Genomic DNA, 26,269 nt, shown 5'->3' with positions numbered 1-26,269 from the left:
CTTGACCAAACACGGCATCGAGGGCATAGTGATACATAAATAAGTTATAGATTACATAGTAATGTAACAAAGGGACGCAATATGGGACGCTTGGCACGACTGTCTGCCCTGCTTGCACTGACATTGCTTCCGGCGGCCGGACCGGCATGGGCGGAACCCACCAAAGGTGGCGTCATCGATGTCGCCACCGTCGGTGAACCGCCTACGCTCGACCCGATGGCTTCGACCGCCGACCTCGTCGGCATCGTTTCCCAGCATATCTTCGAAACGCTCTTCACCTTCGACAAGGACTGGGGCGTGACCCCGCTGCTCGCCGCCGAGATGCCGAAAATCTCGGCCGACGGGTTGACCTACACCATTCCCTTGCGCACCGGCATCAAGTTCCATGACGGCTCGGTGATGACCTCCGCCGATGTCGTCGCCTCGCTGCAACGATGGACGAAGATCGCCACGCGCGGCAAGCAGACGGCCGAGATGATCGCCGCCATCGACGCAACCGACGATCACACCGTCAAGATCACGCTCAAGAAACCCTATGCACCGCTGCTCGCTTTGCTCGCCTTCAACAATGCCGCGGCGATCATCATTCCGGCCAAGAATGCCGGGCAGGATCCCCTGACCAGCTTCATCGGTACCGGACCCTACAAGCTCAAGGAGCGCAAGCCCGACCAGTTCATCCAGCTCGCGCGCTTCGACGAGTATGCGTCTCGCCCGGGCGAGCCCAACGGCTATGGCGGCGCGCGCAAGCAATATCTCGACGAGATCCGCTTCGTACCGGTCCCCGATCCCAATACCCGCGTCGAAGGCGCCGCATCAGGCCAGTTCGCCTATGTCGACTCCCTGCCCGTCGAGGCTTTCGACAAGATCTCCAAGGGCAAGACCGCCCCTGTCCTGCTGAAACCCTTCGGCTGGCCGGTCCTCTTCATGAACAACAAGGAGGGCCTCACCTCCGACATCCGCATCCGCAAGGCGATCCAGGCAGCGCTCTCCCCACAGGACATGATGCTGGCCGCCTTCGGCTCGGAGGAATTCTTCTCGGTCGACGGCGCCCTCTATCCCAAGGACTATCAGTGGCATACCGAAGAGGGAACTGAGCCCTACAAGCCGGAGGGTGACGTCGAGGCGGCGACCGCCTTGCTGAAGGAGGCGGGCTATGACGGCTCCAAGCCTCTGCGCATCCTTACCAGCCGCCAATACGAGTTCCACTACAAGCTGGCACAGGTCGCCGCCGAATATCTCAAGGCGGCCGGCTTCAAGGTCGAGCTCGACGTGGTGGAATGGGCGACGCTGACGAAGAACCGCACCGATCCCAAATTGTGGGACATCTACATCACCCACAGCCCCTTCCTGCCCGAGCCGTCGCTGACCGGCTTCATGTCGGACAGCTCGCCCGGTTGGTGGGTCTCGGACAAGAAGCACGAGGCACTGGGCGCCTTCAACGCCGAGTCCGATCCCGCCAAGCGGCTGGCCCTGTGGCCGGCCGTCCAGAAGGCCTTCTATGACGAGGCGCCAGCCTACAAGGTCGGCAATTTCAACGCCCTCGCCGCCCAGGCCCCCAACCTGAAGGGCGTCACGCCGGCCCCCTGGCCCTACTTCTGGAACGCCTATCTGGAAGGCAAGTAAGCCCCCTGCGGCCCCTGAAACGACCAGTGCCTGTATGGGCTGACATAGCCTCCTTTTCTCTCCCGGGGAGGCTTGAGAGCGGGCACCAGCCGACACCGGCGGTGCCCGCGATCCCGCTCACATCGCCTCGTCACGCTCTCCGGCCTCGAACAACGCCAGGATCCCAGATGCTGCGCACGATTCTCCACCGCCTCCTCGGCATGATCATCGTGATGGCCCTCGTCGTGACGATCGTGTTCATCATCGTCCGGGTCACGCCGGGCGACCCGGCCGCCATGATGCTGGGCCCCGACGCGTCCGAGGCGGACATCGCCGCCTTGCGCACCAAGCTCGGCCTGGACGGCCCGATCATCACCCAGTTCGCCTATTACGTCCTCGGCCTCGTGCAGGGTGATTTCGGCCAGTCGATCTTCCTCAACCAGCCGGTGACGCAGGCTCTCGCCGCCCGCGCCGAGCCGACCTTCTTCCTCACGCTGTTCTCGCTGCTGATTGCCAGCGCCATAGCCCTGCCGGTCGGCATTCTCTCGGCCTATTGGCGCGGCTCGCTGTTCGACCAGGCGGCGACCATGCTCGCCATGTTCGCCGCCAGCGTGCCGAGCTTCTGGCTCGGCCTCGTCCTCATGCAGATCTTCGCGGTGAAGCTCGGCTGGTTCGACACGTCCGGCTATGGCGGACCAGGCGCCTCCTTCGGCGAGCGCCTCAATCATCTGGTGCTGCCGGCGGTGGCACTGGGCGTGGTCAGTTCGGCCCTGATCACCCGTTTCACCCGCGCCTCGATGCTCGACGTGCTTTCGGACGACTATGTCCGCACGGCCCGTTCCAAGGGCATGAGCGAATGGCGCGTGGTGATCAGGCATGCCTTCAAGAATGCGCTGATCCCGATCCTCACCGTCATCGGCCTGACCGCGGCGCTGCTGATCTCCGGCGCCGTGGTGACCGAAACCGTGTTCGGCGTGCCGGGTATCGGCAATCTCGTGGTCTCCGCCGTGCTCCGGCGCGACTACCCCGTGATCCAAGGCGCGCTGCTGGTGATTGCCGGGCTCTATGTCCTCGTCAATTTCGGCATCGACATGCTCTATCTGCTCATCGATCCGAGGGTGCGCTACTAATGGCTGCCATCACCTCCTACTACCAGGCAGCGCCCGGCCTGCTGTCGCGCCTGATCAGACGGCCGACCGCGTTCATCGGTCTCGCCGTTCTTGCCATCATCGCCCTGGCCGCGATCCTCGCGCCGCTGATCGCGCCTTATTCGCCGACCAAACTCTCGGTCGCCAATCGCCTGAAGGGACCGAGCCTCGCCCATCTGTTCGGCACTGACGATCTCGGCCGCGACATCTTCGCCCGCATGCTCTATGCGGCCCAGACCTCCCTGTCCGTCGGCCTCGCCGTGGTGGTGCTGGCCTCGTTGATCGGCATTGCGCTCGGCCTCACCGCGGGCTTCTTCCGGGAGGCCGATACCCCCCTCTCGCGCGTGATCGACGCGATGATGGCCTTCCCCGACATCCTCCTGGCGATCGCACTGGTCGCCGCCCTGGGTGCCTCGGCCATCAACGTCATCATCGCGCTCGGCATCGTCTATGCCCCGCGCCTCGCCCGCGTGGTGCGCGCCTCCACTCTGGTGATCCGGGAACTGCCCTATGTCGAGGCCGCCCGCGCTCTCGGCGTGCCGACCTGGAAGATCCTGCTGCGCCACGTGCTGCGCAACGTCACCTCGCCGCTGCTGGTGCAGGGCACCTTCATCTTCGCCAATGCCATCCTCGCCGAAGCGGGCCTATCCTTTCTCGGCGTCGGCATTTCGCCCGACACGCCCACCTGGGGCACCATGATCAGCGTCGGGCGCCAATTCATGGACAAGGCAGGCTGGCTGATGTGGTTCCCCGGGGCCGCCATCGTCGTCACCGTGCTGTCACTGCAACTGGTCGGCGACGGCCTGCGCGATCTCCTCGATCCGCGCCTGGCAAAGGATATCTGAGCCATGATCGGCAACCGTTTCCCTCAGGCCGACCGGCCGCTGCTCATCAAGGGTGCCAGGACCATCGGCTTCACCGCCGCGCCGTCCGGCACGCCCCTCGACATCCTGGTCGACCGCGAGGGTCGCATCGCCGAGGCCGCTGCCTCGATCGCGGCCGGCGACGACGTTCGCGTCATCGATGCCGAAGGTCGCTTCCTGTCACCGGGCTGGACTGACCTTCACGTCCACGTCTGGTATGGCGGCACCGACATTTCGCTCAAGCCCGAGCAATGCGGTGCCGCGCGCGGCGTCACCACCATGGTCGATGCGGGCTCGGCCGGAGAGGCCAATTTCCACGGCCTGCGCGAGTTCATCATCGAGCCGGCGCGCGAGAACGTCTACGCCTTCCTCAATCTCGGCTCGATCGGCCTGGTCGCCTGCAACCGGGTCAGTGAACTCATGGACATCCGCTCCATCGATTTCGAGCGGATCATCGCCACCGTCGAGCAGAACCGCGACGTCATCGTCGGCCTGAAGGTGCGCGCCAGCCACGTCATCACCGGCGGCTGGGACCTCACCCCCGTCAAGCTCGCCAAGAAGCTCGGCCGCATTCTCAAGCTGCCGCTGATGGTGCATGTCGGCGAGCCGCCGCCGCTCTATGACGACGTCCTCGGCCTCTTGACCGAAGGCGACATCGTCACCCATTGCTTCAACGGCAAGGCCGGCAGCTCGATCCTGGAGGACGAGGACCTCTATCGCCTCGCCGAAGAGGCGGCGGAGCGCGGCATCGTGCTCGATGTCGGCCATGGCGGCGCCTCCTTCTCCTTCGACGTGGCCAAGGCGGCCCTGGCGCGCGGCCTGCCGCCCCGGACCATCTCCACGGACCTGCACAACCGCTCGCTGGACGGGGCGGTGTGGGACATGGCCACCACCATGTCGAAGCTCCTCTCGCTCGGCATGAAGCTGGAAGAGGTGGTTACCGCCGTGACCACAGCGCCGCGCCGGGCCATCGGCCTCAAGGCGGACGGGTTGCTGGACAAGGGCCAGCCGGCCGAATTCACGCTGTTCGATGTCGTCGACGCCGATCTCACCGTCAAGGACTCGCAGGGCGCGCTCAGCCGGCTCACCCAGGTGTTCGAGCCGCGCCAGGTCGTCCTGGGCGCGGAGGTCGTTGCCGCCCAGCGCTATGTCCCGGCCCAGGCACCGACGGCCGGCAAGCACGCCTGCCCTCATTGCGGATGGCAGTCATGACAGGTTCGACCGCGCCCGACACCATCCTGTCCGTCCAGGACCTGCGCACCTGGTTCGTCAACAAGCGCTTCACCGCCAAGGCGGTGGATGGGGTGACCTTCGATCTCAAGCGCGGCGAGACGCTTGCCGTGGTGGGTGAATCCGGTTCCGGCAAATCCGTCACCAGCCTGTCGATCATGGGCCTGCTCTCCAGGCCCGGCATCATCGCCGGCGGCAAGATCCTGTTCCGCGATCGCGCCGGCGGCGTGCACGACCTCGCCGCCTTTAAGCCCCGCCAGTTTCGCCGCATGCGCGGCCGGGAGATCGCCATGATCTTCCAGGAGCCGATGACCAGCCTCAATCCGCTCTACACGGTGGGCGACCAGATCGGCGAGATGATCGCGCTGCACGAGCCGGTCAACCGCCGGGAGGCCCGCCGCCGGGCGCTCGCCATGCTCAAGCATGTCGAGATACCGGATGCCGCCTCGCGCCTCGACGACTACCCCCACCAGATGTCCGGCGGCATGCGCCAGCGCGTGATGATCGCCATGGCCCTGTCCTGCAACCCATCTTTGCTGATCGCCGACGAGCCGACCACCGCCCTCGACGTCACCATCCAGGCCCAGATCCTCGACCTGCTGCGCCGCCTCCAGGCCGAATTCGGCATGTCCATCCTGTTCATCACCCATAATCTCGGCGTGGTCGCCGAGATCGCCCATAATGTGGTGGTGATGTATGGCGGCCGGGTGGTCGAGCAGGCGCCCGTCATCGATCTCTTCGCCCATCAGCGCCACCCCTATACCAGGGGCCTGCTCGCCTGCACGCCGAACGCGGCGCGCGACATCGATGCCAGCGGCGAGCGCCGGGCCCTGCATTCGATCCCGGGCAATGTGCCTGCGATCACCGCTTTGCCACCGGGTTGCGCCTTCGGACCGCGCTGTTCCCTGGCGCTCGAGGCTTGCAGCGCCGCCATTCCCGACCTGGTCGCGACCGGAGCAGCCAGCTTCTCGCGTTGCATCCGGAGCGCCGAGCTATGACCACAGCCCCCTCTCTCCAGGCCGCGGCCGACACGCCCCTGCTCAGCGTGCAGAACCTCACCAAGCATTTCCCGGCTCGCAATGGGCGCATCGTCCATGCGGTCGAGGACGTCAGCTTCGACGTCAAGCGCGGCGCGACGGTGGGCCTGGTCGGCGAATCCGGCTCGGGCAAGACCACCGCCGGCCGCTCGGTGCTGCGCCTGGTCGAGCCGACCTCCGGCAAGGCGATCTTCGACGGCGTCGACCTGTTCGGCCTCAGCGCCAGAGAAATGCTGGCCTATCGACGCCGGCTGCAGATCGTCTTCCAGGATCCCTTTTCCAGCCTCAATCCGCGCATGCGCATATCAGCCATCATCGGCGAGGCGCTCGATACCTGCGGCTATCCCCGCGGCAAGGCACGCGCCGACCGCGTCGCCGAACTGCTCAGCCTGGTCGGCCTGCCGCCCGAATATGCCACGCGCTTTCCGCATGAATTCTCCGGCGGCCAGCGCCAGCGCATCGGCATTGCCAGGGCCATCGCGGTCGAGCCCGAATTCATCGTGGCCGACGAGCCCGTCTCGGCCCTCGACGTCTCCGTCCAGGCCCAGGTCCTCAACCTGCTCGGCGATCTGAAAAAGAAGCTCAGCCTGACCATGCTGTTCATCGCCCATGACCTCTCGGTCGTCGAATATCTGTGCGACGAAGTGGTGGTGATGTATCTCGGCCGTGTCATGGAACGGGGCCCGAGCCGGCAGGTCTATGCCGCTCCCCGCCATCCCTATACCAAGGCGCTGCTGGCGACCGCGCCGGTGCCCGACCCCACGCGCCAGCGCATACGCGTGCCGCTGCAGGGCGACATCCCCAGCCCGATCGCGCCACCCTCGGGCTGCGTGTTCCGCACCCGCTGCCCATCCGCCGCGCCGGCCTGCGCCGCCACCATTCCGCCGGTCGAGCATATCGGCGGCGGGCACCACGTCGCCTGCATCCGCCAAACCGAGCTTTTCGCATGACGACGGCGCTTTTCGTATGATTGGAGTATTTCAATGACCATTTCCGAGACCGTTCCGCGCCAGCAGGCCTCGCCCTATGAGCGGCTGGCAGCGCTCGGAATCACGCTTCCGATCGCGCCCACGCCGATTGCCAATTTCGTCACCCATGTGCAGGAGGGCAAGCTGCTGTTCCTGTCGGGCCAGGGCCCGAACGATGCCCAGGGCCGCTCCCATACCGGCAAGGTCGGCGCCGAAGTATCGGTCGAGGAAGCCTATCGGCACGCCCGCCTGACCGGCATCAACCTGATTGCCGTCATGCAGGACGCGCTGGGCGATCTTTCGCGGGTGCGCCGAGTGGTCAAGCTCTTCGGCATGGTGAACGCCGCGCCTGATTTCGCCGAGCATCCGGCCGTGATCAATGGCTGCTCGGACCTGTTCATCGAAATCTTCGGCGACAGCGGCATCCATGCCCGTTCGGCGGTCGGCCAGGGTTCGCTGCCCGGCCAGATCACCGTCGAGATCGAAGCCATCGTGGCGATCGACTGAACCATTTCCATTTTCGCCTTTCGGAGCCCAAACCCATGCCCGCCAACGACATTCGCAGCCGCCTCGGCCTGAGGCCCGTCATCAACGCATCGGGAACCATGACATCGCTCGGCGCCTCCATCGTGGTGCCGCCCGCCGTGGAAGCGGTCTCGGCGATCCTGAGCGAGTTCGTCGAACTCGGAGACCTTCATCGCAAGGCGAGCGCCGTGATCGCCAACCTGACCGGTGCGGAAGCGGGCTTCATCACCGCCTCTTGCTCGGCGGCCATCAGCCTCGCCGTTGCCGCCGCCATGACCGGTGCCGACCTTGCCGCCATCGAACGCCTGCCCGACACCACCGGCCTGAAGAACGAGGTGATCATCCAGTCAGGCCACATGGTCAGCTATGGGGCGCCCATCGAGCAGGCGATCCGCCTCGCCGGGGCCAAGGTCGTGCCCATCGGCCAGGCCACCAGCGCTTCGGCCTATCATTTGGCCGGCGCCATCACCGATCGCACGGCTGCGGCCGTCTATGTCGTCTCCCATCATGTGGTCGACTATGCGCAGATCCCGCTCAGGGTCTTCGCCAAGGTCGCCCATGAGCGCGGCATTCCCGTCATCGTCGACGCGGCCTCCGAATATGATCTTCAGGGCTTCCTGGCCGACGGCGCCAACCTCGTCCTCTATTCCGGCCATAAATTTCTCGGCGGGCCGACCTCCGGCATCGTGGCCGGCCCAAAGGAGCTGGTGCGCAACGTCTATCTGCAGAACCGTGGCATCGGCCGCGGCATGAAGGTGGGCAAGGAAGGCATCGTCGGCACGCTGGCTGCCCTACAGGCCTGGAAGACCCGCGATCATGACGGCATCCGCGCCCGCGAACGCAAGGCTCTCGATTGCTGGGTGAAGGCTCTCGACGGGAAGCAGGGTGTGAAGGCCGTGATCGTCCCCGATCCGACCCACAATCCGCTCGATCGGCTGCAGGTCTTCGTCGACCCGCAGGAAGCCCGCATCACCGCCTGGGACCTTGCCGACCGCCTTGCCGCGGGCGAGCACCCGGTGATCGTGCGCGACCACGAGGTCGAGCATGGCTATTTCTTCCTCGATCCCTGCAACCTGCATCCGGGCGAAGAGGAGATCGTGGCGGCGCGCCTCGCCGAGGAACTCGAACAGGCTCGCAAATCCAATATCCCGATCGCCACACCGTTCGATGATCGCCTGCTGGCCCGGGAAGCCGCGATCCTGCATTGGCCCGATTGACGCCATGATGGGTTCGCTAGAGGAGGAAGCGGCTCGGACTTTGTCATACCCGGGCCTGTCCCGGATATCCAGGCGCCGCCACGGACCGCCGGAAGAACTGGATTGCCGGGTCAAGCCCGGCAATGACAAGCGGCACGCTGCCTTCCACGAACGAGGCGAATTGCCGATTGAGGCTACCTTGTTCGACGCCGCCGCGGCAGCGTAGAATGACACGTGATGGAAAGCTCGGAATCCCATGTCCACGACAGCCCTTGAGCGTGACGATGTCAATGAAGGCGGTGCCACCCGGCGCCGCTCGCGCACCAGCGGCATCGACCGCGCCTTGCAGATTCTCGACTATCTGCAGAAGGTCGAGCGTCCGGCCACCGCCTATGAGATCGCGCGCGACATCGGCGCTCCCCTGTCGACGATCTATGTCATCGTCGACGACCTGGTGGAGAAGGAGATGCTCGATCGCCAGGATGGCGGCCTGCTCTGGCTCGGGCCCCGCCTCTATCACTATGGCCTGACCTATGCGCGCACGCTCGACCTCCTGAACGTGGCGGAGCAGGAGATGCACGAACTCGCCCACAGTTCGGGCGAGACCATCCAGATCTGCGGGCGGGACGGCGACCACATGGTCGTGCTGGCCATGGAAGAGGGCAAGGACCATTTCCAGGTGACTTCGCGCGTCGGCACGCGCAGCCCCCTGAACTGGACGGCGTCCGGCCGCATCCTGGTCGGCCATCTGCCGGAAGCGGAGCGGCGCGAGATCTTCGCGCGCTCGGCGATCGCCTCGCCGACCGGCCGCGCCGAGACGGACCAGAATGTGCTGGCGAAGATAGCTGCCGAAGCCCTGGAGCAGGGCCTTTCGATCCAGGCCGGCGACTCCGATTTTGCCGTCGCCTGCATCGCCGCTCCGATCCGCGACAATCAGGGCGCCTGCCGCGCCACGATCTCGATCGTGGTGCCGGACAGGAAGCTCGAGCAGAAGGATCCCGACCTGATCGCCCTGGTCAAGGCCAGCGCGCGACGCATCGAAAGCCGGCTGGGCTGGCAAGCTCGGCGCTGAATAAGACAATTGCGATTGGAAACGATCGTTTCCAATCGTCATCGCCACCCTCCGCCTCCAAGGGGGCGCCAGCGATCCTCCTTCGTCCTGCGGTCGGCTATCGGCAAAAATCTACCGCCGAGGAGCTGGGTGCGGATTGCGTGCAATCACCATGGCTGCGGGACAACCGAGCCTGTCACTAGGCCGCCCGGTTTTTCGACGCTATCAGCATCTCGGCCTCGAGCAGCGCGAATTCGACCATGAGATCGGTGACCGAGAGTTCTGGATGCCTGTCCATGAATTGCTGGGCGCGCAACTGCATGGCGTCCCTGCCGAGGATCATCGCGGCTTCCAGCGGTGAAATCGAGGCGCTATCGTCCTTGGCCCCGGCAAGCTCCTCGACATCGCCATTGGCGACGTGCTCCTGCCATTGAGCCTCTGTCATCTGCCCCGAGAGATAGCAGTCCCGCAGCAATTCGGGGTCCAGCTTTGGCGGCTTCCGCATCGTAAAATACCCAATATTCTACAATATCCCAGGTGGCTGCATCTTGGGCAGGTCGACGGCAGGATGTGTCGCACCTGTTGAAATAGTAATACAATCACCTTCTATGTAATTTTCACTCCGTAGCAAAGAAATTGCGGAAAGTCAGATTAACTCGCCTGGCGGGCAATGGCTGCGCCCGCGTGCGGATGGCGCCATGCCATATCCGGGGACAGCCGGAGCCCCCTTGGAATCTGACAGGAAGCAGCAGGACGCGCAAAGAAGCGCCGAAACAAGACGTTAGGGCAAAATGTCTCAAGCCAGAAAGTGCCGGAACCAGGCGATCGTGCGATCCCAGGCAAGCTTGGCCGCCGCCTCGTCGTAGCGGGGGGTGGAGTCGTTGTGGAAGCCGTGGTTCACGCCCGGATAGATATGGGCCTCATAGGTCTTGCCGCCGGCCTTGAGCGCAGCCTCATAGGCCGGCCAGCCCTCGTTGATACGGGTATCCAGTTCCGCATAATGGATCAGCAAAGGCGCCTTGATGCGCGACACGTCCTCGGCCTTGGGTTGCCGCCCATAGAAGGGCACTGCGGCGGCAAGCTCGGGATAGGCCACGGCCGTGGCATTGGCGACCCCACCGCCATAGCAAAAGCCGGTCATGCCGACCTTGCCGGTCCCCGAACTGTGCTTCATCAGGAACTCGGTCGCCGCGAAGAAGTCGTTCATCAGCTTTTCCGGATCGACCTTGGCCTGCAGGTCCCGGCCCTTGTCGTCATTGCCGGGATAGCCGCCGACCGAAGTCAAGCCATCGGGTGCCAGGGCGACGAATCCGGCCTTGGCCACGCGCCGCGCGACATCCTCGATATAGGGATTGAGGCCCCTGTTCTCGTGGACGACGACCACGCCGGGGACGGGGCCGGTCGCCTTGGCCGGGCGCACGAAATAGCCACGGACTTCGCCATTCCCCTTGGGTGAGGAATAGGTGATGTACTCGGCCACGATGTCCGGATCGGTGAACTGCACCTGCTGCGCATAGGCGTAATTGGGGCTGAGAGAGGCAAGAATGGCTGCTGCCGTGAGGCCACCCACGGCGAATTTGCCGGCCCGATCGAGGAACTCGCGCTTGGAGATCTTGCCATGCGCATAGAAGTCGTAGAGTTCGAGCAATTCCTGAGGGAAATCCTTGGCCGTCATTCGGGTCATCGATCGTCCCTCCCTTCTCGTTCCCAGGCGGAAGCCTACATGATCTTCGGAAGAGCGGTCTTCACAATGGCGAGATTTTCGGCTTCCGCAGGCGCCAGATCGCGAAGAGCATGAATATCATCCCGCACCGCGTTGAACGCCCGCCCTTGAGCCACAAAGCCCCCCGAGTAAGGAGGCCTCAACAATATGTTTTTACGAACGCGTTGGATGATTTGGCTCGAAGCGTTCCGGATCTGAAACGCCAGACTGCTCAAAGTTCCGTCGTGCTTGGGTAAGCGACAAGGAGCCGTTAGGGCCTCCACGAACCTCGTCGGCGTCATGATCGTCCTGGCCATCATCCTCCCAGTGACAGACTGGGCAAACCTCATAGCCACCGCGCTCACCTGGCGTCCGGTAGCGACAACAAGGACACCGGGAGGAACCGGAGCCCAAGGGTCCGACAGGGTGTTGAGAAGTCATTTGCGAAGGCTGCATGCCTGCCGCAACACTGTCAACATGGCTTCGGTACGCCCCCGAATGGCGGCCTTCCACTACAGGGGGAAAAAAGCCCGAGAGGGCCTGCGGGCTAAGAGTCCGCAACCGTCCCACATATCGCGGCGCGCATCCGTTTCGGCTGGTCCACCGGCCCCCCCATCACAAGCGCTGCTGGATACGCCGGGCGATATCGAACAACCGGCGTTCGAGCAAGACCGGCGTCTCGCAGACATAGGTCAGGGAACGGCCGCGCTCCTCGAAGATGCGCTTGTCCCATTTGAGTTGGGTCTCGAGAACATCTGTTTCCTTGCTGCCAACCGCGCTGGGGGAATCCTTGGCGGCGCCGATCTTGTCGCTCTCGTCGCGGATGCGGTCGGCGAGCTTGTTCTGGCCGCGCGCATAGCGGCCGATACCGCCCAGGATCTTGTCGCGCTCCTCGTTGACCAGTTCGAGCACGCCGGCGAACAGGCGGGTCAGGCGGGCGTCCTTCTCCGCGCCCGCCTGCTGCACGAAGCCGTCGAGCAGGCCGTCGACCTCCTCGATCGGCGTCCGGCGCGAAGCGAGCTTCTGCGCCAGCGCGGCCGTGTCGAAATCCTTGGTCCAGTCGCCGGCGGCCGCGATGTCCGGCCCGCTCCAGACCACGCCGGCGCTGAGCGTGCCGACCTTGCGCTGGATGCAGGGCCAATCCGGATCGGGCTGGGGCTGCTGGGCCTGCACGGCGTGACCCCAATCCAGGCCACCGGCCAGCATTACCACGACGATGGCCGGCCGAAGGGTTCGAACCATGGACCTGCCAGATATCGGGGGCCTGCCAGATCTCATGATGCTTCTCCTTTGGGGCCGCCGCGGCGCACCATCAGGCCACGGGCCGGGTCATAGGCGATGAGCGCAGCGGCAAAGAACGCGACCGTGGTGCCTGTAACCACCGCCAGCGCGACCGGCTCGAGCCGGCCATAAAGGGCAAAGCGCACCAGCTCGACCCCATGGGTGAACGGATTGGCAAGGCAGGTCAGATAGAGCCCCTCGCTCGCCTCGCGGATGCGCCACAGGGGGTACAGCGCCGAGGAAGCAAAGAACATCGGGAAGATCACGAAATTCATCACGCTGGCGAAATTCTCGAGCTGGCGGATTAGCGAAGAGAGGAAGAGGCCGATCGAACCGAGCATCAGGCCGGTCAGGATCAGAGCCGGCAAGGCCAGGACATAGCCCTGCACCGGCGCATCGACATCCCACCAGGCCGCGATCGCCAGGAAGACATAGACCTGCAGCACCGACACCAGCACGCTGGCCATGAGCTTGGCGGCCAGCAGCGACCAGCGCGGGAACGGGCTGGTGAGCAGCACCCGCATCGAGCCGACTTCGCGGTCATAGACCATCGAAAGCGAGGACTGCATGCCGTAGAAGAGCTGGATCATCACCGCCAGCCCCGGCACGACATAAGTCTCGTAGAGCACATAGGTCTCGTAGGGCGGCTGGATCGAGACGCCGAGCACGCTGCGAAAGCCGGCTGCGAAGATGAAGAGCCAGATCAGCGGGCGTACCAGCGCCGAGAGGAAACGTTCCTTCTGGTTGACGAAGCGCAGCATCTCCCGATGCGCTATGCCGCCGAGGCAGACGAGATAGCCCGAAAAATTCAACCGCGAGGAGAGTGCCGCATCCGACATCAGGCTGCTTCCTTGTCCGTCAGGCGGCGGAAAGTCTCCGCCAGGCTGGCGCCACTGCGGGCCGCGAGCACGGCCGCCTTGCCCTCGGCGACGATCCGTCCCTGATGCAGCACATAGACGTCGTCATTCTCGGCGATCTCCTCGAAGATGTGGGTGGCCCACAGCACTGCGATGCCGTCCTCGACCACCAGGCGCCGCACGGTGGCGACGATGTCGGCCCGGGCCTGGAGATCGAGGCCGACGGTCGGCTCGTCCAGGAGCAGAAGGCGCGGCCTGTGCACCAGAGCGCGGGCGATCTCCACCCGACGGGCCTGGCCGCCGGAAAGCGTACGCACCTTCTCGTCGGCCCGCTCGGCCAAGCCGACGCGCTGCAGAAGCGCCAGGATGTGCTCGCGCATCGCCCGCCCGCCGAGGCCGTGCAAGGCCGCGTGATAGGCAAGGTTCTGGCGCACCGTCAGATCGGAATCGAGCGTGCGGGCCTGGAAGACGACGCCGAGTTCGGCCAGGGCCCGCGACGGCTTGAGGCGCAGATCCTGTCCATAGACCTCGACGCTGCCGGAGCGGTTCTGATAGAGCCGCGTCACGATCGAGAACAAGGTCGTCTTGCCGGCACCGTTCGGTCCCAGCAAGGCAACGAAGCGCCCTGCCAGCACCTCGAGTGAGACATCGACCAGCGCTTCGCGTTTGCCGAAATGATGGCCGAGGGCCGAGACCGAGAGCGCCGGCTTGTCCGAATGAACCATCATGGTCGATCCCCGTCGCGCCGAAAGGGCGACAGGATACACCAAGGCCGGGCAACCGCTGCAGCCATCACTTGCCTTTGAGCTTTGCCTTGAGCTCGAGCAGGCCGGCCAGATAGATATCCGCGACCGCCTTGCGGGCGGCCTGTCCCGTCACGCCCTTGGGATCGAAGGTGGACGACCAGGTGATGGCGATCTTGCCGGGCTCGTCGTCCTCTTCCACCTTCAGCGTGGAGACGTAATTCTCGATCGGCAGGGGACTTTCGAGAATGGCATAGGTATAGGACGTGTCCTTGTCGTCCCATTTGACCAGCTTTTCGACGAATTTGGCGCCGTCCTTGGTGGTGAGCGTGCGGATCTTGGCGCCGTCTTTTTCCGAAAGCTCGCAGGAAGCAATGGCCGGATGCCAGGTCTTGATGCCACAGAAATCGCCGATCAGGGCCCAGGCCTTGGCCGGCGTGCCCTTGCCCTCGACACGATTGGAGTTCTTTTCCGCAAGGGCCGGGCTGCAGGCAAGGCCCAGTACCGTCAGGGTACCGACGAGAGTCGCGATACGCATGGTCTTCCTCCCAAGATCTTCCAATTGCTTCATCTGGCTGATTGAATCGTGGCGTGGCATCAGTTCGGCGAGACCACCACACCCCATGGCGCTTCACCGACCGGAATGGTCTTGATCACCTTCTGGCTTGCGACGTCGATCACCGACACGTCGTTGGAATTGCCGTTGGTAGCGTAGAGGTATTTTTCGTCCGGCGTGAAGGCGAGCTGCCAGACGCGCTGGCCGACCAGCAGATATTTTTCAACCTCGAGCGTCTCGCCATTGATCACCGCAACGCGGTTGGCCGGCCCGAGCGCCACGAAGGCGGTCTTGCCGTCCTTGGTGACGCGGACGCCGACTGGCTGGATCGTCTCGGCGGTGACACCGGGGACCTGGAACTCGATCCTCTTGAGGATCTTGCGTGTCGCCGGCTCGATCACGGTGACCGTGCCGCCGACCTCGGCGCTGACCCAGACCTTGGAATTGTCCTTGTTGAACTCGGCAAAACGGGGGCGCGAATCCACCAGCACGCTGTCAATAACTTGGAAGCTCGAGGTGTCGATGAAATGGGCCATGTTGGTGGTCTCGGAGGTATTCACCAGCATCTTGCCATCGGGGCTGATGCCCATGCCCTCCGGCTCCACGCCGACGGGCACGGTGGCGAGCACCTTGTTCTGCTGCACGTCCACCACCGTCACCAGTGCATCGTCCTCATTGGCGATATAAAGGGGATTGCCCGAAGGATGCAGGATGAAGAGTTCGGGATCGGGGCCTGATTGCAAGGTGCGGGCCACCTTCATCGTCGCCGTGTCGATCACCTCGACGCCGTCATCGTCGCTGGCGCACAGATAGAGGGACTTGCCGTCATTGGAGATGGTGATGCCCCGTGGGCGCCGGCCGGTCGGCACGGTCTGCTTCACGGTCTGGGTCTCGGAATCGATCACGGTGATCGAATTGCCCTTCTCGTTGGAGACATAGACCGTATAGGCCTGCGCCGTCCCGGCCAGAAGGGTCGTCGCAAGCCCCAGCAAAACGGCCTTGACGATATACGGCATGGTCCGGCTCCTCTTTAGGCGGGCTCCCGCCAAGCATTCGTGGCAATCGGTGTTCATGGCAAATGGCACTGGCTCTCGGGCTGATCGACGCCAAGCGTGTCAAGCACGCTGCGCTGGTGCAGATAGCCGGGTTGCGGCGAGACCGAGACGATCGCCATGGGTTGGGCGATCAGCACCGGCTGGCGCAGCTGATGGTCCCAGTCTCGAAAATTCACCGGCACGCCCTTAAAGGCAGCCAGCTGGAATTTCGGATCGACGAGGAAGGTAGAGATCGTGGCTGGATCCGCGGATTTGGTGCGTGTGGCCGCTTCCCCGACGGCGCGCACCGCCACCCAGGCCTGATAGTCGATCGGCCGCATGGTCCGTTTGGCGCGCTTGAAGAAGCGGCTCTGCAATTGCGCAGAGCCCCAGGCATCCTGGGCGCGGTGCCAGGACGCGGCGATCAGCCCTTGCGTGCCGGCAATGACCTTGGGGTCCCAGGTGCGATAGGCCAGATAATCGCCGAAATCGGCCTCCTCATCGGCCACCACCATGATGTCGTAATCCGTGCCGCGGCTGAACACCAGGGCGTCCGATTGGGTGATGCTGTCGCTGCGGGCGCGTGCGAGCGGGCCGAACGTCCAGGCTTTCTCGGCGGCGAGGGTAAGGCCGAATTTCTTGGCCGATTGCCTGAGGGCGTCGGCATAGAGCTTATCGGCCTCTGTTGGCCCATAGGTAAGGAAAAGCTTCATCCAGCGCTTGGTCGCCAGATACTGCACCAGTGCGTCCGTCACCATGGCGCGGCTCGGCGGGACGTGGAACACATTGGCGCGGCAATCGGCGCCACGCAGCCGATCGTCCTGCGCAGCGGCATTGAACACCAGGACCGGACGCCCCTTGAGGGCATCGGCAACTGCCAGCAGTTCGTCCGCCGGAAGAGCGACGACGAGATATTTGGCTCCCCCGTCGGCCAGCTTCACGGCTGCCTCCACCGGCGACTGGCCCTTGTCGAGCACGGCCTGGTCCAGCACGTAGCGCTGGCCGGAAAAGCGGCCCGTGGTGTTGTTGTCGTCGATGGCGAGCCCGGCGCCGGCAGCAGCCTCGTCTTCCGGCGTGGGATCGAGTTCGTAGAGAGCGGGCGGCGGCGCCTTGTGGGTGATGACGCCGATATGGATTTCGAGCGGTTCGGCGGCCCTTGCCGTGTCGCAACCCAGCACAGACACAAAGGCAAGCAGCAGCGCCGCCATCAGGCCGGACAGGCTTTTTGATCTCGCAGCCGGTAACACATTTCGCTCCCGAACGCGCAGGCCTCTGCGTGCCTGAACATCGGAAAGCTTACGCACTGCAATTGAAGAACGTCAACTTAATATACCTAAGGAAATTATAAGCTGAATACAGTCTGTACTGGCTTTCATGTTCATGGCAATTTTCACCGCAACGTGAAATGATATGCTTTCATAGAATATTCTTATTTGTGAAGGGACCACTGTGCTTGATTGGATGTCCCTGATTGTAGGAACGCACCAGCGCAGCCTGAAGTATTGGATCGGAAGGCGTCGCGGCCAGCTGCGGCAGACAGGCACGGCAATACTTGTCCTGCTGGCAACGGCTGCCGTCTTCCCTTCGCAGGGTCGGGCCGGAGGGGCCGACAAGGCTCTGCTCACTCTGCCCTTCGGCTATCTCGACACCTCCGGCGAGGCATCCGACCAGAAGACAGCCCACGCAGACCGGCTGAAGGCAATGTCGGACCATCTGACCAGCCGCCTGCAGGCAGGTGGTTTTTATCGTATCGTTGCGGCAACGCCAGGAATCATCGCCTGTACCGGCAACGATCAGGATTGCCTGCTGAGCGAAGCGCGCAAGGCCGGTGCGGGTCTCATCCTGACCGGCGCCGTGCACAAGACCAGCACCCTGATCTCGGCGATCTGGGTCGGTGTTTTCGATGCCAAGGACGGCAAGCGCATCTTCTTCCGGCAGATCAGCTTCCGAGGCGATACGAACGAGGCCTGGCAGCACGCCACGGATTTCGTTCTGGGCCAGTTGCAGGAGGAGGCACGGCGGCCGCGATAAATTTCGCACGGTTGCCGCCGAACGCCCATGGGGGCATTGTAGAGGACAAAAGGGAAGGTTGCGCATCGTGACCCGTTTGCTCGTCAGCGTCGTCGACAGCGCCGAGGCCCGATTGGCCCATTCGCAAGGCGCCGATTTCATCGACGCCAAGAATCCTGAGGCCGGTGCGTTGGGCGCCCTTCCTCTTGAGACCATCCGCGCTATCCGCGCCTGCCTGCCGGCCGATGCCGTCACCAGTGCCGTCGCCGGGGATGACGAGGATATCGGGCAACTTGCCGACAGCGCCCTCGCGATCGCGGCAACCGGGGTCAGCTTCATCAAGCTGGGCCTGGGCAGGGCAACGGCTTGCCCCCCTGCCGTCGCCGAGCTCGGTCGGCTGCTTGGCGGACGGGGGCGCTTCATCGCGGTGCTGTTCGCCGACGAAGATCCACCCCTGTCACTGACGGCATCTCTCCATGAAGCTGGCTTCGCCGGAGTCATGCTGGATACGCGGCAGAAGAAAGGCATCCGCCTGCCCGACCTGCTGACGGCGGACCAGATCGCCTCCTTCGTGGCGGGCTGTCACCGGCTCGGCCTGATGTGCGGGCTTGCCGGCTCCCTGCGCATCGAGGACGTCGAGCCGCTCGCCGCCCTCGGCCCCGACTATCTCGGCTTTCGCGGCGGGCTCTGCCTGGCGGGCGATCGTCGAGGCCAGCTCGATCCTCTGGCCATCGGCCGCGCCGCCAGTCGCCTTCAGGCTATCCGGCATGGCGAGCAGGCCGCATGAGCCTGACCGTGGTCAAGATCGGTGGCAGCCTGTGCGGATCGGCCCGCCTCGACCGACTGCTCGAACAACTCGCCGGCGAAACGAAGGCACCGCTCGTGCTGGTTGCCGGCGGTGGCCCCTTTGCCGATGCGGTGCGCCAGGTGCAGGCCGCCATGCCCTTCGACGACGTCCTCGCTCATCGCCTCGCGCTCGACGCCATGACACATCTGGCCGAGATATTGGCAACCCGGCATCCGCGCCTGACAGCGGTCGGGGACAGGGCCGGAGTCACCGCCGCCCTCCGGCAGGGCAAGCTCCCGATCTGGCATCCTGCCGAGCTGCGCGCGGGGCATCCGGACATCACCGAGAGCTGGGAGGTGACGTCGGACAGCCTGGCTGCCTGGCTGGCTGCCGAACTGGGCGCCGACAGGCTCGTCCTGCTCAAGTCCATCGACGCGTCAGCCGATTCGACACCCGCAGCCCTAGCGGCAGCCGATGTAGTCGACGCCCATTTTCCCCGCTACGCGGCCCGGTTTGCCGGCTCCATCATGGTGGCAGGTCCTTCCAGCGACGACAGGCTTGCCGCGCTGTTCTCCATTCCCTGCGAGGCCTCATGAGCCGGCGTTCACCGCAGCCACGCCTTGCCTGGGCTCTCACCGGTTCCGGCCATTACTTCACCGAATGCCTGGAACTGATCCGCGAGGTGGGTGACTGCGATCTCTTCGTCACCCGGGCCGCGGCCGAGGTGATCCGCATGTATCGCAAGCAGTTCGACGCGCTGCCCAAGGGCACGCGGCTGATCAAGGACACCACGGCGAGCGCCGCCCCGGTCGGCGCCTTCTACCATGGCGACTACCATACGCTGGTGGTGGCGCCGGCGACCTCGAACACCGTGGCCAAATGTGTTTTCGGCATTTCCGATACACTCGCCACCAATGTCTATGCGCAGGCCGGCAAATGCCGCATTCCCTCGATCGTGTTTGCCTGCGACACCGCACCTGAAATGGAGACGCAGGCCCCCTCCGGCATGGTCAAGGTCTATCCAAGGCGCATCGACCTCGACAATGTCGAAAGGCTCAAGGAGTTCGAGGCGACGACGGTGGTCGAAACCTATGAAGGTCTGCGCCAGGCGGTGCTGGAAAGGCTGAGATGCGTGACCATCTCGCCCTGATCACCGGCCATCTCAGCCGTGTCAGGCTCGAGCGCACGCTGACCGCACTGGGTCCGGCTTCCTTCGACTGGACGATCCTCGATGCCGGAGTCAAGGTCGCCGCCCTGATGACGGAGGAGATCATCCGCCGGCGCATCACCCTGCCCGAGGGCATCACCCGCGTGCTGCTGCCCGGCCGCTGCCGGGCCGATCTTGCGGCCCTCTCCGCCCATTTCGGACTTCCGGTGGACCGCGGCCCCGACGAGATCGCCGACCTGCCGGCTTTTCTCGGCCGGGGCGGACATCCGCCCGATCTTTCGCGCCACGACGTCACCATCTTTTCCGAGATCGTCGAGGCCTCGCAGCTTTCGCCCGGGCAATTGCTGGAACGCGCGCGCGCCATGGCGGCCAAGGGCGCCGACGTCATCGATCTCGGCGCGCTTCCCGATACGCCCTTCCCGCATCTCGAAGACAGCATAAGATTGCTCAAGCAGCATGGCTTCAAGGTCAGCGTCGACAGTGCTTCGCCCACCGAACTCAGGCGCGGCGCCGAGGCCGGCGCCGATTTCCTGCTGAGCCTCAACGAGCACACGCTCGATCTCGCTTTGGGGACGCAGGCGATCCCGGTGCTGGTGCCGGTGGAGCCCAGCGATCTCGCCTCGCTGCTGCGGGCGGTCGAGCGCATGGAACAGGCCGGCCAACCCTATATCGCCGATCCCGTGCTCGATCCCATCCATTTCGGCTTTGCGGCTTCCCTTGCGCGCTATGTCGAGTTCCGACGCCTGAAGCCGCAAGCCGAGATCCTGATGGGGACCGGCAATCTGACCGAGCTGACCGAAGCCGACAGCCTGGGCCTGACCGCCTTGCTGATGGGGATCTGCTCGGAGCTCGCCATCCGCCAGGTGTTGGTGGTCCAGGTGAGCGCCCACACCCGCCGCACGCTGCAGGAGCACGACGCCGCGCGTCGGGTGATGTTCGCGGCCAAGGCCGACGGATCCCTGCCCAAGGGCTATGGCTCGGCCCTGCTCGCCTTGCACGACAAGCGGCCGGTGGTGAGCTCCCCGGAGCAGGTACAGCAGAATGCGCAGGCCGTGCGCGATGCCAATTTCCGCATCGAAGTCAGTGATGACGGCATCCACACCTATAACCGCGCCATCCATGCCCACGGCACGGAGGCCCTGCCCTTCTATCCGCAGCTCGGCGTCACCGACGATGCGGCCCACGCCTTCTATCTCGGCACGGAACTGGCCAAGGCCGAGACCGCCTGGCGGCTCGGCAAGCGTTACGCCCAGGACGAACCGCTCGACTTCGGCTGCGCCGCAGACAGGCCGAGCGAGGACGCCACCGGCTTCAAGGCACCAGGCCATACGCTGGCCGGGCGCAAGGAAAAATAACGATGCCGCGCATTCTCGAAACCATCGTGACCACGCTCAATGCCGATGGCAGCGCGCATCTGGTCCCCTTCGGCCTGATCGAGGACGGCGAACATTATGTCGTCGCCCCCTTCCGCCCCTCGCCGACCATCGCCAATCTGGAGCGCCATCCTTTCCTCGCCGCCGCCGCTCCGGTCGACATCAGGGTGATCGCCGGCTGCGTTACCGGCCGGCGCGGGTGGACGACCTGCCCCTGCGAGCGGATCGAGGGCGTGAGGCTGGCCGAGGCCTTCGCCCATATGGAGCTCGCAGTCGAGGAGGTGGTTGCCGACGAGGTCAGGCCGCGCTTTCGCTGCCGCGTCGTCCACCAGGCCGTGCATCACCCCTTCCGCGGTTACAACCGGGCCCAGGCGGCCGTGCTGGAAGCCGCCATCCTGTCGACGAGGCTGCATATGCTCAGCCCCGACAAGATCCGCACAGAGATGGATTATCTGCGCATCGCCATCAGCAAGACGGCCGGCCAAGCCGAACTGGAAGCCTGGCAGTGGATCGAGGCAAAGATCCTGGCCGGGCTGAAACCGGCTGGCTCGTCCGGCTGAGGTGCGGTCCCCCGGACCCAGACTGGCTCTGTCATCCCCGGCGAGCCACATCGTGGCGAGGGAAGGGGATCCAGGGCCCGCGCGTGGAGTCTTTCAGCTTCTGGATCCCCTTCCTTCGCTTCGCTCGCCGGGGATGACAGTCTGTTCGGCCGCGAGCAGTGCGAGCGACACTGCCGGCGCGCAGGAGGAGGCCCAGTAGCTCTTCGATCCGTCAGTGCTCGGCACCAGATCGGCAAGATCGTGATAGGCCAGGCCCAAGCGGGTCGCCAGCGCCTGCGCCACGAAGCGGCCAACCCCGCAACCCACCAGAGGCGGGCGCGCCTCCCCTTTTCGGCGCGACAGGATGCGGGCGGCGGCATCGTGCAGGCGGCGCAGCTGCAGCTCGGCGAAATGGGCTGCAAGCTCGCTCCAGACATGATCGGGCGCATCGCCCGCATCCTGGCCGACGACGCGTGCCAGCCGGGTGCGCGTGGAGGCGAGGCTCTTGTCGCGGCCATCGGCCGTGTCGTGCTGGTCGGCCTCCTCGGGCAAGGTGCCGAGCAGGCGATGGACATCGGCAATGGTGGCGAAATGCTCGGCGACCAGCGTGACATCCTGCCCCTGGAAGGGCAGTCTGTCGGCGAGCGACATCAGGGGCGTGCGCACCACGCCGGCATAGACCAGCTCGCCCGACGCCAGCCTCTCGGCGTCGGTGTAGCCAAGGCCCGCAACACTCCCTTCCTCGATCGGGATGAGGTCGGAGGTGGTGGATCCGATATCGACCAGCAGGGCATTCGGCAGGCGGGAGGCGACGAAGGCGGCTGTCGCGTGCCAGTTGGCCGAGGCAACATCCACCGCATGAGCAACCGCGCGATGGGGCGGCAGGAAGCCCGTCCGTCCACCATAGATGGCGATCTCGCCCTGGCAATGACGGGTCGCCCAGTCGGTCAGGGCGGCAACGCCGGTAGCGCGGTCGTCGAACAATGCGCTGAGCTCGCCGGTCATGGTCACGGCATGCCGACGTGCTTGCCGGGCCCAGGCCGGCAAGGCAGCAAAGGCTTTGTCGAGCACTGCAAGCCCCTGCCTGAGTTGGTAGGGTGCCTGCGTCACCGCCAGCAGCCGGCCCTGTGCCACGGCAGCGACCTTGACGTGCACGCCGCCGAGGTCCCAGCCCAGCACCAGATCACCCCCGGCGATCTCGGGATCATGATGCTCCGTCGAGTCCATAGCTGTCGCTTCCACCGTTCACGGCATCGTGCCACAAAGACGGCACGTCACCGATAGAGTTGTCATCATGCCCGCACCGGATCGACAGGACGAAAGCCATGCCGCCCGGCGGGAAAGCTCGGGTGTCGAGATCGTGCCGGTGATCGATCTCCGGTACGGATCGGTGGTGCGGGCCAAGGCAGGCGATCGCGCCCATTACCAGCCGATCGTTACGCCGCTCAGCCCCACGGCAGATCCGGTCGATGTCGCCGCCGGCCTGCTCGCTGCCGTACCGGCCCGCCATCTCTATGTCGCCGATCTCGACGGTATCGAGGGACGCGGGCGCGATGTCGCCAGTCTCCGACGCCTCGCCAGCGCCTTTCCGGCGGTGCGTCTGTGGGTCGACTCGGGCATTGCCACCCGCTCCGAAGCGGAGGCCTTCCTGGCAGAGGGGCTCGGCCTTCCTGTACTCGGCTCGGAGAGCCAGACTGGCGACGAGCTCGTGCGGGACTTGGCCGATCATGCCGTGCTGTCCCTGGATTTTCGCGGCGAGGACTATGTCGGCCCGGCCGCGATCCTCGCCACGCCGTCGATCTGGCCGGAGCGGGTGATCGTCATGACGCTGGGGCGCGTGGGTATGGGTAGCGGACCCGATCTCGAACGGCTGTCCGCGCTTCGCCGGCGAGCTCCCACCCGTTGCAGGCTCTATGCCGCAGGCGGTCTTCGGGACGGGCGTGATCTTGCCGCCCTCTCGAAGATCGGCGTGTCCGGCATTCTCGTCGCCTCGGCCCTGCATGACGGGCGCCTCTGAAACAAAAACTCAGGTCTCGCCGGAGGAAACAGGTTCCCTCCGGCGAAATTTCAGCGTCCGAGAAAGATGGCGGCCAGCCGCTGAAGCAGGCCTGCAGGCATGGGCGCAGGCGGCTCCTGCCCAGGGCTGTCCCCTATCTAAGCGGCGAAGGGGTGCTTGACCTCTTCGCGCTTGCTGGTGGCTTCCGCCGCGCTCGGCCAGTCGGTAACCGCCCGCTCGATCGCCTGCTTGGTCGCTTCGTAATTGTATTTCTGGATCTTGGCGTCGTCGTCCGCCAGCCAATGGATGAAGACACCCACGCTGATGAAGATGTCGTCGGCCTCGTCGGCGGGAATGGTACCGTCGGCGACGCTGTCCTGCACCGCGCGCGCCACGGCGTGCTGAGCCGGGCCGAACATCTGCACGGCCTGCTTGGCGCCCTTGATGGTCACCTTGTTGAACAGCAAGGTGTTGGGCTTGCATTGCAGGTTTGGGGCGATCACCGCGAGAAGCGAGGTGAAGCCATCCTTGTTGTTGGTGAGGGCATTGCAGAACGCCGTCTCCGCGGCCGAGCCGCGAGGACCCATGATCAGGTCGATATGAGCGACTTCATTGCCGTCGCCGACAAGGGATTCACCGATCAAAACCTTGTTGATCTTTGCCATATTCGATAGTCCTCCCTGCGAGAACAAAGGCCCCGATCCCTGGGAACGGCGGCCGGGCCATCTATCCTTGTTTGCAGCGTTCGGCACGGCGCCGAACCGGTTGGCCAGATAGCTTTGTGAGCGTAACCGCGCATTCCGTTACCAGCAAGCATCCGTTCAGTTGCCAGCGGCCGGAAGGCGCATGATCGCGGCGGCAAACAATGTCGCCACGGTGAAATCGGCGGAAGTTCCGGGGTTTAGATCTCCTTTCTTCAATTCGGCATCGAATGCCAGCAAGGGTGCGAGAGAGGTGGGACCTGACAGCCCTGCCTCGACTATCCGGGCAGCATGCGCCCTGACGGTTTCAGCCTGGTCGCGACCCCCGCGGCGCTCGATATGGGTGTCGGGGAAACGCGACAGAAAGGTCATGTGAACGGCCGTGGCGCACCAGGATCGTTCGAGGCCAGCAGCATGAGCCACCTCGAGCGCCGGCAAGCCCGTCTCGAAGACATCCTCGAAATCCGTGACATAGGCGCGGGCAATGCGGTCGCGTTCGGCGGCCTCATTCATCGCCTCGCGCAAAGTCACGGTCGGCGGCTCGCGGACATCGTGGCGGTCGGCGTTTCCAAGACCGCCGGGCGAAGCCAGGCGGATCGCCTCGAAGGCATCGGCGGCATCGTTTGTGTCGAGAGCGCGCAGGATCGAGGCCAGGCTGGTGCGCAGCGGCCCCTGCAACTCGGCCGCTGCGGCAAGCGGCGCGCAGAGCAGCACGATACCGAGATTGGTGTTCCAGCCGATGGCCTCATGCGTCGCTCGGATCGCACCGAGGATACGCGCCCCGACGCCGGCGCCGGATCGCCCGATCGACGGCGCGGAGGTTCGCGCGCTCGCCTCGAAATCGGCGACCTTGGTCTCCCCGGTATCGGCAAAGACATGCACATTGCCGGGCTTCAAGGCCTGGAGTTCGGCCAGGCAGGCGTCCTCATAGGCACTGGCGAGATCGAGGCCATGCTGATGATAATTCATGACACCGCCACCATGGCGGGACGGCGGGCGGCATAGACGGCCTTCAAGAAGGCGCGGACGATGGCCTGGCTGATATCGACGTCGACAATGCTCTGCAGGCCGGACCAGGACGGCATGCTGTTGACCTCGAGCAGCAGGAAGCGACCCTGATCATCCTCGATGAGGTCGACGCCGCAGAAGGACACGTCCACCGCCTGGGCTGCTCTCAGCGCAAGGTCCTCTGCTTCTTCCGGCATCTGCCAGCGCGAGGGACGCCCGCCCTGATGGACATTGGTAATCCAGCCATCACCCTCGCGCGCCATGGCCGCCACCACGCGGCCATCGCAGACAAAGACGCGGTAATCCCGCCACCCCTCGACGTTCCGGCGTACGAAGCGCTGCAGATAATAGACCCGCGCCACCTCCTCGGGCTGCGGAAGATCTTCCGGCACACTGATGAGGCGCAAGCCCTCACCCTGCGAACCGAACAGAGGCTTGAGTACCAGCGGCACGTTCGGCCTGGCCTCGCGCCGCACGGTGTCGGCTGCCGCCTCCCGGCTCGACACCACGAACGTATCCGGGGTCGGCAAGCCCGCCCTGGCGATCAGCAGGCTGGTCATCGACTTGTCGACGCAGCGCTCGATGGCCCGCGGGTCGTTCCACACCACCACCCCTGCGGCAACCAGGGCATGCAGCACCCCGAGCCGCAAGGTGGTCGCCTCGAAGGTGCCGCCCGAAATGGTGCGCAGCAAGACCCCGTCGGGCAGTTCTCCGTCGAAGCCGGGCAGGCGCAGCGGCTCGCCCCCGCCAGTGACCACAGCCACGTCGGCCAGGGAAAACAGCACCGGCTCGATGCCGCAGGCGCGCAGGGCGCCAAGCAGGCGCCCGCGGTGCCATTCGCCGTTGTCGGCGGCGAGACCGATACGCAATCCGCGTCCGACGGGATATTCGACC

At 64.9% G+C, this 26,269-nt stretch carries 29 protein-coding genes; 16 read left to right on the top strand and 13 right to left on the bottom strand.

The genetic code is table 11. The features are described from left to right. Nucleotides 1-90: 90 nt before the first annotated feature. The 9 genes from ACN6KF_RS27385 (at nucleotide 91) to ACN6KF_RS27345 (ending at nucleotide 9,641) form a co-directional block, all read left to right on the top strand. Nucleotides 91-1,623, top strand: a complete 1,533-nt coding sequence (locus ACN6KF_RS27385; protein ID WP_434961317.1) for an ABC transporter substrate-binding protein — start codon at nucleotides 91-93, stop codon at nucleotides 1,621-1,623. 167 nt (nucleotides 1,624-1,790) lie between these two features. Continuing rightward, complete coding sequence (locus ACN6KF_RS27380) at nucleotides 1,791-2,732, top strand: ABC transporter permease (protein ID WP_434960072.1); 942 nt, start codon at nucleotides 1,791-1,793, stop codon at nucleotides 2,730-2,732. Then, a complete protein-coding gene (locus tag ACN6KF_RS27375; protein WP_434960071.1) occupies nucleotides 2,732-3,595 on the top strand; it encodes an ABC transporter permease in 864 nt (287 codons plus the stop codon). Before ACN6KF_RS27380 ends, ACN6KF_RS27375 begins: the two co-directional genes overlap by 1 nt. Before the next feature lie 3 nt (nucleotides 3,596-3,598). After that, entirely contained in the window at nucleotides 3,599-4,825 is a 1,227-nt protein-coding gene (locus ACN6KF_RS27370) for an amidohydrolase/deacetylase family metallohydrolase (protein WP_434960070.1), read from the top strand. After that, nucleotides 4,822-5,841 carry an ABC transporter ATP-binding protein gene (locus tag ACN6KF_RS27365; protein WP_434960069.1) on the top strand — a complete coding sequence of 340 codons (1,020 nt, stop codon included), beginning with the start codon at nucleotides 4,822-4,824 and terminating at the stop codon, nucleotides 5,839-5,841. Before ACN6KF_RS27370 ends, ACN6KF_RS27365 begins: the two co-directional genes overlap by 4 nt. After that, nucleotides 5,838-6,830, top strand: coding sequence for an ABC transporter ATP-binding protein (locus tag ACN6KF_RS27360; RefSeq protein WP_434960068.1), 993 nt, complete (start codon nucleotides 5,838-5,840; stop codon nucleotides 6,828-6,830). The genes ACN6KF_RS27365 and ACN6KF_RS27360 overlap by 4 nt, the downstream gene beginning before the upstream one ends. A 33-nt stretch (nucleotides 6,831-6,863) precedes the next feature. Beyond that, nucleotides 6,864-7,355: a RidA family protein gene (locus tag ACN6KF_RS27355; protein WP_434960067.1), complete on the top strand. Its 492-nt coding sequence runs from the start codon at nucleotides 6,864-6,866 to the stop codon at nucleotides 7,353-7,355. Between the two features lie 35 nt (nucleotides 7,356-7,390). Beyond that, nucleotides 7,391-8,590, top strand: coding sequence for an aminotransferase class V-fold PLP-dependent enzyme (locus ACN6KF_RS27350; RefSeq protein ID WP_434960066.1), 1,200 nt, complete (start codon nucleotides 7,391-7,393; stop codon nucleotides 8,588-8,590). A gap of 235 nt (nucleotides 8,591-8,825) precedes the next feature. Continuing rightward, nucleotides 8,826-9,641, top strand: a complete 816-nt coding sequence (locus ACN6KF_RS27345; RefSeq protein ID WP_434960065.1) for an IclR family transcriptional regulator — start codon at nucleotides 8,826-8,828, stop codon at nucleotides 9,639-9,641. Nucleotides 9,642-9,819: 178 nt separating this feature from the next. Here the strand turns inward: ACN6KF_RS27345 and ACN6KF_RS27340 are convergent, their stop codons facing one another. The 9 genes from ACN6KF_RS27340 to ACN6KF_RS27300 form a co-directional block, all read right to left on the bottom strand. After that, nucleotides 9,820-10,125, bottom strand: a complete 306-nt coding sequence (locus ACN6KF_RS27340; protein WP_434960064.1) for a hypothetical protein — start codon at nucleotides 10,123-10,125, stop codon at nucleotides 9,820-9,822. A 291-nt stretch (nucleotides 10,126-10,416) separates the two neighbouring features. Continuing rightward, a complete protein-coding gene (gene yghX / locus ACN6KF_RS27335) occupies nucleotides 10,417-11,304 on the bottom strand; it encodes a YghX family hydrolase (RefSeq protein WP_434960063.1) in 888 nt (295 codons plus the stop codon). 192 nt (nucleotides 11,305-11,496) lie between these two features. Next, nucleotides 11,497-11,763 carry a CPCC family cysteine-rich protein gene (locus tag ACN6KF_RS27330; protein WP_434960062.1) on the bottom strand — a complete coding sequence of 89 codons (267 nt, stop codon included), beginning with the start codon at nucleotides 11,761-11,763 and terminating at the stop codon, nucleotides 11,497-11,499. Between the two features lie 174 nt (nucleotides 11,764-11,937). Then, complete coding sequence (locus tag ACN6KF_RS27325; protein ID WP_434960061.1) at nucleotides 11,938-12,564, bottom strand: hypothetical protein; 627 nt, start codon at nucleotides 12,562-12,564, stop codon at nucleotides 11,938-11,940. Nucleotides 12,565-12,596: 32 nt separating this feature from the next. Continuing rightward, nucleotides 12,597-13,442 (bottom strand): ABC transporter permease, encoded by an 846-nt coding sequence (locus ACN6KF_RS27320; RefSeq protein WP_434960060.1) that lies wholly within the window; start codon nucleotides 13,440-13,442, stop codon nucleotides 12,597-12,599. Further along, the gene (locus ACN6KF_RS27315; protein WP_434961316.1) at nucleotides 13,442-14,185 is read right to left on the bottom strand and encodes an ABC transporter ATP-binding protein; all 744 of its coding nucleotides are present in this window, start codon (nucleotides 14,183-14,185) and stop codon (nucleotides 13,442-13,444) included. The genes ACN6KF_RS27320 and ACN6KF_RS27315 overlap by 1 nt, the downstream gene beginning before the upstream one ends. A 67-nt stretch (nucleotides 14,186-14,252) precedes the next feature. After that, nucleotides 14,253-14,741 carry an SRPBCC family protein gene (locus tag ACN6KF_RS27310; RefSeq protein ID WP_434960059.1) on the bottom strand — a complete coding sequence of 163 codons (489 nt, stop codon included), beginning with the start codon at nucleotides 14,739-14,741 and terminating at the stop codon, nucleotides 14,253-14,255. A gap of 59 nt (nucleotides 14,742-14,800) precedes the next feature. Beyond that, entirely contained in the window at nucleotides 14,801-15,775 is a 975-nt protein-coding gene (locus ACN6KF_RS27305; RefSeq protein ID WP_434960058.1) for a YVTN family beta-propeller repeat protein, read from the bottom strand. A 53-nt stretch (nucleotides 15,776-15,828) separates the two neighbouring features. Further along, nucleotides 15,829-17,040 carry an ABC transporter substrate-binding protein gene (locus ACN6KF_RS27300; RefSeq protein ID WP_434960057.1) on the bottom strand — a complete coding sequence of 404 codons (1,212 nt, stop codon included), beginning with the start codon at nucleotides 17,038-17,040 and terminating at the stop codon, nucleotides 15,829-15,831. A gap of 214 nt (nucleotides 17,041-17,254) precedes the next feature. On the opposite strand from ACN6KF_RS27300, the gene ACN6KF_RS27295 reads away from it, so the two are divergent. The 6 genes from ACN6KF_RS27295 to ACN6KF_RS27270 all read left to right on the top strand — a co-directional run bounded on the left by ACN6KF_RS27295 (nucleotide 17,255) and on the right by ACN6KF_RS27270 (nucleotide 21,691). Further along, the gene (locus ACN6KF_RS27295; protein WP_434960056.1) at nucleotides 17,255-17,824 is read left to right on the top strand and encodes a DUF2380 domain-containing protein; all 570 of its coding nucleotides are present in this window, start codon (nucleotides 17,255-17,257) and stop codon (nucleotides 17,822-17,824) included. 67 nt (nucleotides 17,825-17,891) lie between these two features. Continuing rightward, on the top strand, nucleotides 17,892-18,590 hold the full coding sequence (locus ACN6KF_RS27290; protein WP_434960055.1) for a (5-formylfuran-3-yl)methyl phosphate synthase: 699 nt from the start codon (nucleotides 17,892-17,894) through the stop codon (nucleotides 18,588-18,590). Continuing rightward, nucleotides 18,587-19,186, top strand: a complete 600-nt coding sequence (locus ACN6KF_RS27285; RefSeq protein WP_434960054.1) for an amino acid kinase family protein — start codon at nucleotides 18,587-18,589, stop codon at nucleotides 19,184-19,186. Before ACN6KF_RS27290 ends, ACN6KF_RS27285 begins: the two co-directional genes overlap by 4 nt. Continuing rightward, nucleotides 19,183-19,740 carry a flavoprotein gene (locus ACN6KF_RS27280; RefSeq protein WP_434960053.1) on the top strand — a complete coding sequence of 186 codons (558 nt, stop codon included), beginning with the start codon at nucleotides 19,183-19,185 and terminating at the stop codon, nucleotides 19,738-19,740. Before ACN6KF_RS27285 ends, ACN6KF_RS27280 begins: the two co-directional genes overlap by 4 nt. Continuing rightward, on the top strand, nucleotides 19,719-21,113 hold the full coding sequence (locus ACN6KF_RS27275; RefSeq protein ID WP_434960052.1) for a DUF6513 domain-containing protein: 1,395 nt from the start codon (nucleotides 19,719-19,721) through the stop codon (nucleotides 21,111-21,113). The genes ACN6KF_RS27280 and ACN6KF_RS27275 overlap by 22 nt, the downstream gene beginning before the upstream one ends. A 2-nt stretch (nucleotides 21,114-21,115) precedes the next feature. Further along, nucleotides 21,116-21,691, top strand: a complete 576-nt coding sequence (locus ACN6KF_RS27270; protein ID WP_434960051.1) for a DUF447 domain-containing protein — start codon at nucleotides 21,116-21,118, stop codon at nucleotides 21,689-21,691. A gap of 93 nt (nucleotides 21,692-21,784) precedes the next feature. Here ACN6KF_RS27270 and ACN6KF_RS27265 read toward each other — a convergent pair whose 3' ends face one another. Then, nucleotides 21,785-22,897, bottom strand: a complete 1,113-nt coding sequence (locus ACN6KF_RS27265) for a hydantoinase/oxoprolinase family protein (RefSeq protein ID WP_434960050.1) — start codon at nucleotides 22,895-22,897, stop codon at nucleotides 21,785-21,787. A gap of 67 nt (nucleotides 22,898-22,964) precedes the next feature. Here ACN6KF_RS27265 and ACN6KF_RS27260 point away from each other — a divergent pair, with 67 nt between their 5' ends. After that, entirely contained in the window at nucleotides 22,965-23,687 is a 723-nt protein-coding gene (locus ACN6KF_RS27260) for a HisA/HisF-related TIM barrel protein (RefSeq protein WP_434960049.1), read from the top strand. A 137-nt stretch (nucleotides 23,688-23,824) separates the two neighbouring features. On the opposite strand, the gene fae is transcribed toward ACN6KF_RS27260, so the two are convergent. The 3 genes from fae to ACN6KF_RS27245 all read right to left on the bottom strand — a co-directional run bounded on the left by fae (nucleotide 23,825) and on the right by ACN6KF_RS27245 (nucleotide 26,244). Then, nucleotides 23,825-24,331, bottom strand: coding sequence for a formaldehyde-activating enzyme (gene fae / locus ACN6KF_RS27255; RefSeq protein WP_434960048.1), 507 nt, complete (start codon nucleotides 24,329-24,331; stop codon nucleotides 23,825-23,827). 156 nt (nucleotides 24,332-24,487) lie between these two features. Next, nucleotides 24,488-25,336, bottom strand: a complete 849-nt coding sequence (locus ACN6KF_RS27250) for a triphosphoribosyl-dephospho-CoA synthase (RefSeq protein WP_434960047.1) — start codon at nucleotides 25,334-25,336, stop codon at nucleotides 24,488-24,490. Further along, nucleotides 25,333-26,244, bottom strand: coding sequence for an ATP-grasp domain-containing protein (locus tag ACN6KF_RS27245; protein WP_434961315.1), 912 nt, complete (start codon nucleotides 26,242-26,244; stop codon nucleotides 25,333-25,335). The genes ACN6KF_RS27250 and ACN6KF_RS27245 overlap by 4 nt, the downstream gene beginning before the upstream one ends. Between the last annotated feature and the right edge of the window lie 25 nt (nucleotides 26,245-26,269).

Origin of the sequence: Labrys methylaminiphilus subsp. lupini (genome assembly GCF_051161885.1) — a bacterium.
Taxonomy (GTDB): Bacteria; Pseudomonadota; Alphaproteobacteria; order Rhizobiales; family Labraceae; genus Labrys.
Note: the sequence above shows the minus strand (reverse complement) of the source record. Positions and strands in the feature narration are given on the sequence as shown.

Bases quoted from the DNA above. Each gene is read 5' to 3' on its own strand.
- ACN6KF_RS27305 (WP_434960058.1), bottom strand. From the start codon at position 15,775: ATGCCGTATATCGTCAAGGCCGTTTTGCTGGGGCTTGCGACGACCCTT.
- ACN6KF_RS27360 (WP_434960068.1), top strand. From the start codon at position 5,838: ATGACCACAGCCCCCTCTCTCCAGGCCGCGGCCGACACGCCCCTGCTC.
- ACN6KF_RS27250 (WP_434960047.1), bottom strand. From the start codon at position 25,336: ATGAATTATCATCAGCATGGCCTCGATCTCGCCAGTGCCTATGAGGAC.
- ACN6KF_RS27350 (WP_434960066.1), top strand. From the start codon at position 7,391: ATGCCCGCCAACGACATTCGCAGCCGCCTCGGCCTGAGGCCCGTCATC.
- ACN6KF_RS27380 (WP_434960072.1), top strand. From the start codon at position 1,791: ATGCTGCGCACGATTCTCCACCGCCTCCTCGGCATGATCATCGTGATG.
- ACN6KF_RS27365 (WP_434960069.1), top strand. From the start codon at position 4,822: ATGACAGGTTCGACCGCGCCCGACACCATCCTGTCCGTCCAGGACCTG.
- ACN6KF_RS27275 (WP_434960052.1), top strand. From the start codon at position 19,719: ATGCGTGACCATCTCGCCCTGATCACCGGCCATCTCAGCCGTGTCAGG.
- yghX (WP_434960063.1), bottom strand. From the start codon at position 11,304: ATGACCCGAATGACGGCCAAGGATTTCCCTCAGGAATTGCTCGAACTC.
- ACN6KF_RS27340 (WP_434960064.1), bottom strand. From the start codon at position 10,125: ATGCGGAAGCCGCCAAAGCTGGACCCCGAATTGCTGCGGGACTGCTAT.
- ACN6KF_RS27375 (WP_434960071.1), top strand. From the start codon at position 2,732: ATGGCTGCCATCACCTCCTACTACCAGGCAGCGCCCGGCCTGCTGTCG.
- ACN6KF_RS27320 (WP_434960060.1), bottom strand. From the start codon at position 13,442: ATGTCGGATGCGGCACTCTCCTCGCGGTTGAATTTTTCGGGCTATCTC.
- ACN6KF_RS27345 (WP_434960065.1), top strand. From the start codon at position 8,826: ATGTCCACGACAGCCCTTGAGCGTGACGATGTCAATGAAGGCGGTGCC.
- ACN6KF_RS27270 (WP_434960051.1), top strand. From the start codon at position 21,116: ATGCCGCGCATTCTCGAAACCATCGTGACCACGCTCAATGCCGATGGC.
- ACN6KF_RS27280 (WP_434960053.1), top strand. From the start codon at position 19,183: ATGAGCCGGCGTTCACCGCAGCCACGCCTTGCCTGGGCTCTCACCGGT.
- ACN6KF_RS27330 (WP_434960062.1), bottom strand. From the start codon at position 11,763: ATGACTTCTCAACACCCTGTCGGACCCTTGGGCTCCGGTTCCTCCCGG.
- ACN6KF_RS27295 (WP_434960056.1), top strand. From the start codon at position 17,255: ATGTCCCTGATTGTAGGAACGCACCAGCGCAGCCTGAAGTATTGGATC.
- ACN6KF_RS27370 (WP_434960070.1), top strand. From the start codon at position 3,599: ATGATCGGCAACCGTTTCCCTCAGGCCGACCGGCCGCTGCTCATCAAG.
- ACN6KF_RS27260 (WP_434960049.1), top strand. From the start codon at position 22,965: ATGCCCGCACCGGATCGACAGGACGAAAGCCATGCCGCCCGGCGGGAA.
- ACN6KF_RS27325 (WP_434960061.1), bottom strand. From the start codon at position 12,564: ATGGTTCGAACCCTTCGGCCGGCCATCGTCGTGGTAATGCTGGCCGGT.
- ACN6KF_RS27315 (WP_434961316.1), bottom strand. From the start codon at position 14,185: ATGGTTCATTCGGACAAGCCGGCGCTCTCGGTCTCGGCCCTCGGCCAT.
- ACN6KF_RS27285 (WP_434960054.1), top strand. From the start codon at position 18,587: ATGAGCCTGACCGTGGTCAAGATCGGTGGCAGCCTGTGCGGATCGGCC.
- ACN6KF_RS27265 (WP_434960050.1), bottom strand. From the start codon at position 22,897: ATGGACTCGACGGAGCATCATGATCCCGAGATCGCCGGGGGTGATCTG.
- fae (WP_434960048.1), bottom strand. From the start codon at position 24,331: ATGGCAAAGATCAACAAGGTTTTGATCGGTGAATCCCTTGTCGGCGAC.
- ACN6KF_RS27355 (WP_434960067.1), top strand. From the start codon at position 6,864: ATGACCATTTCCGAGACCGTTCCGCGCCAGCAGGCCTCGCCCTATGAG.
- ACN6KF_RS27310 (WP_434960059.1), bottom strand. From the start codon at position 14,741: ATGCGTATCGCGACTCTCGTCGGTACCCTGACGGTACTGGGCCTTGCC.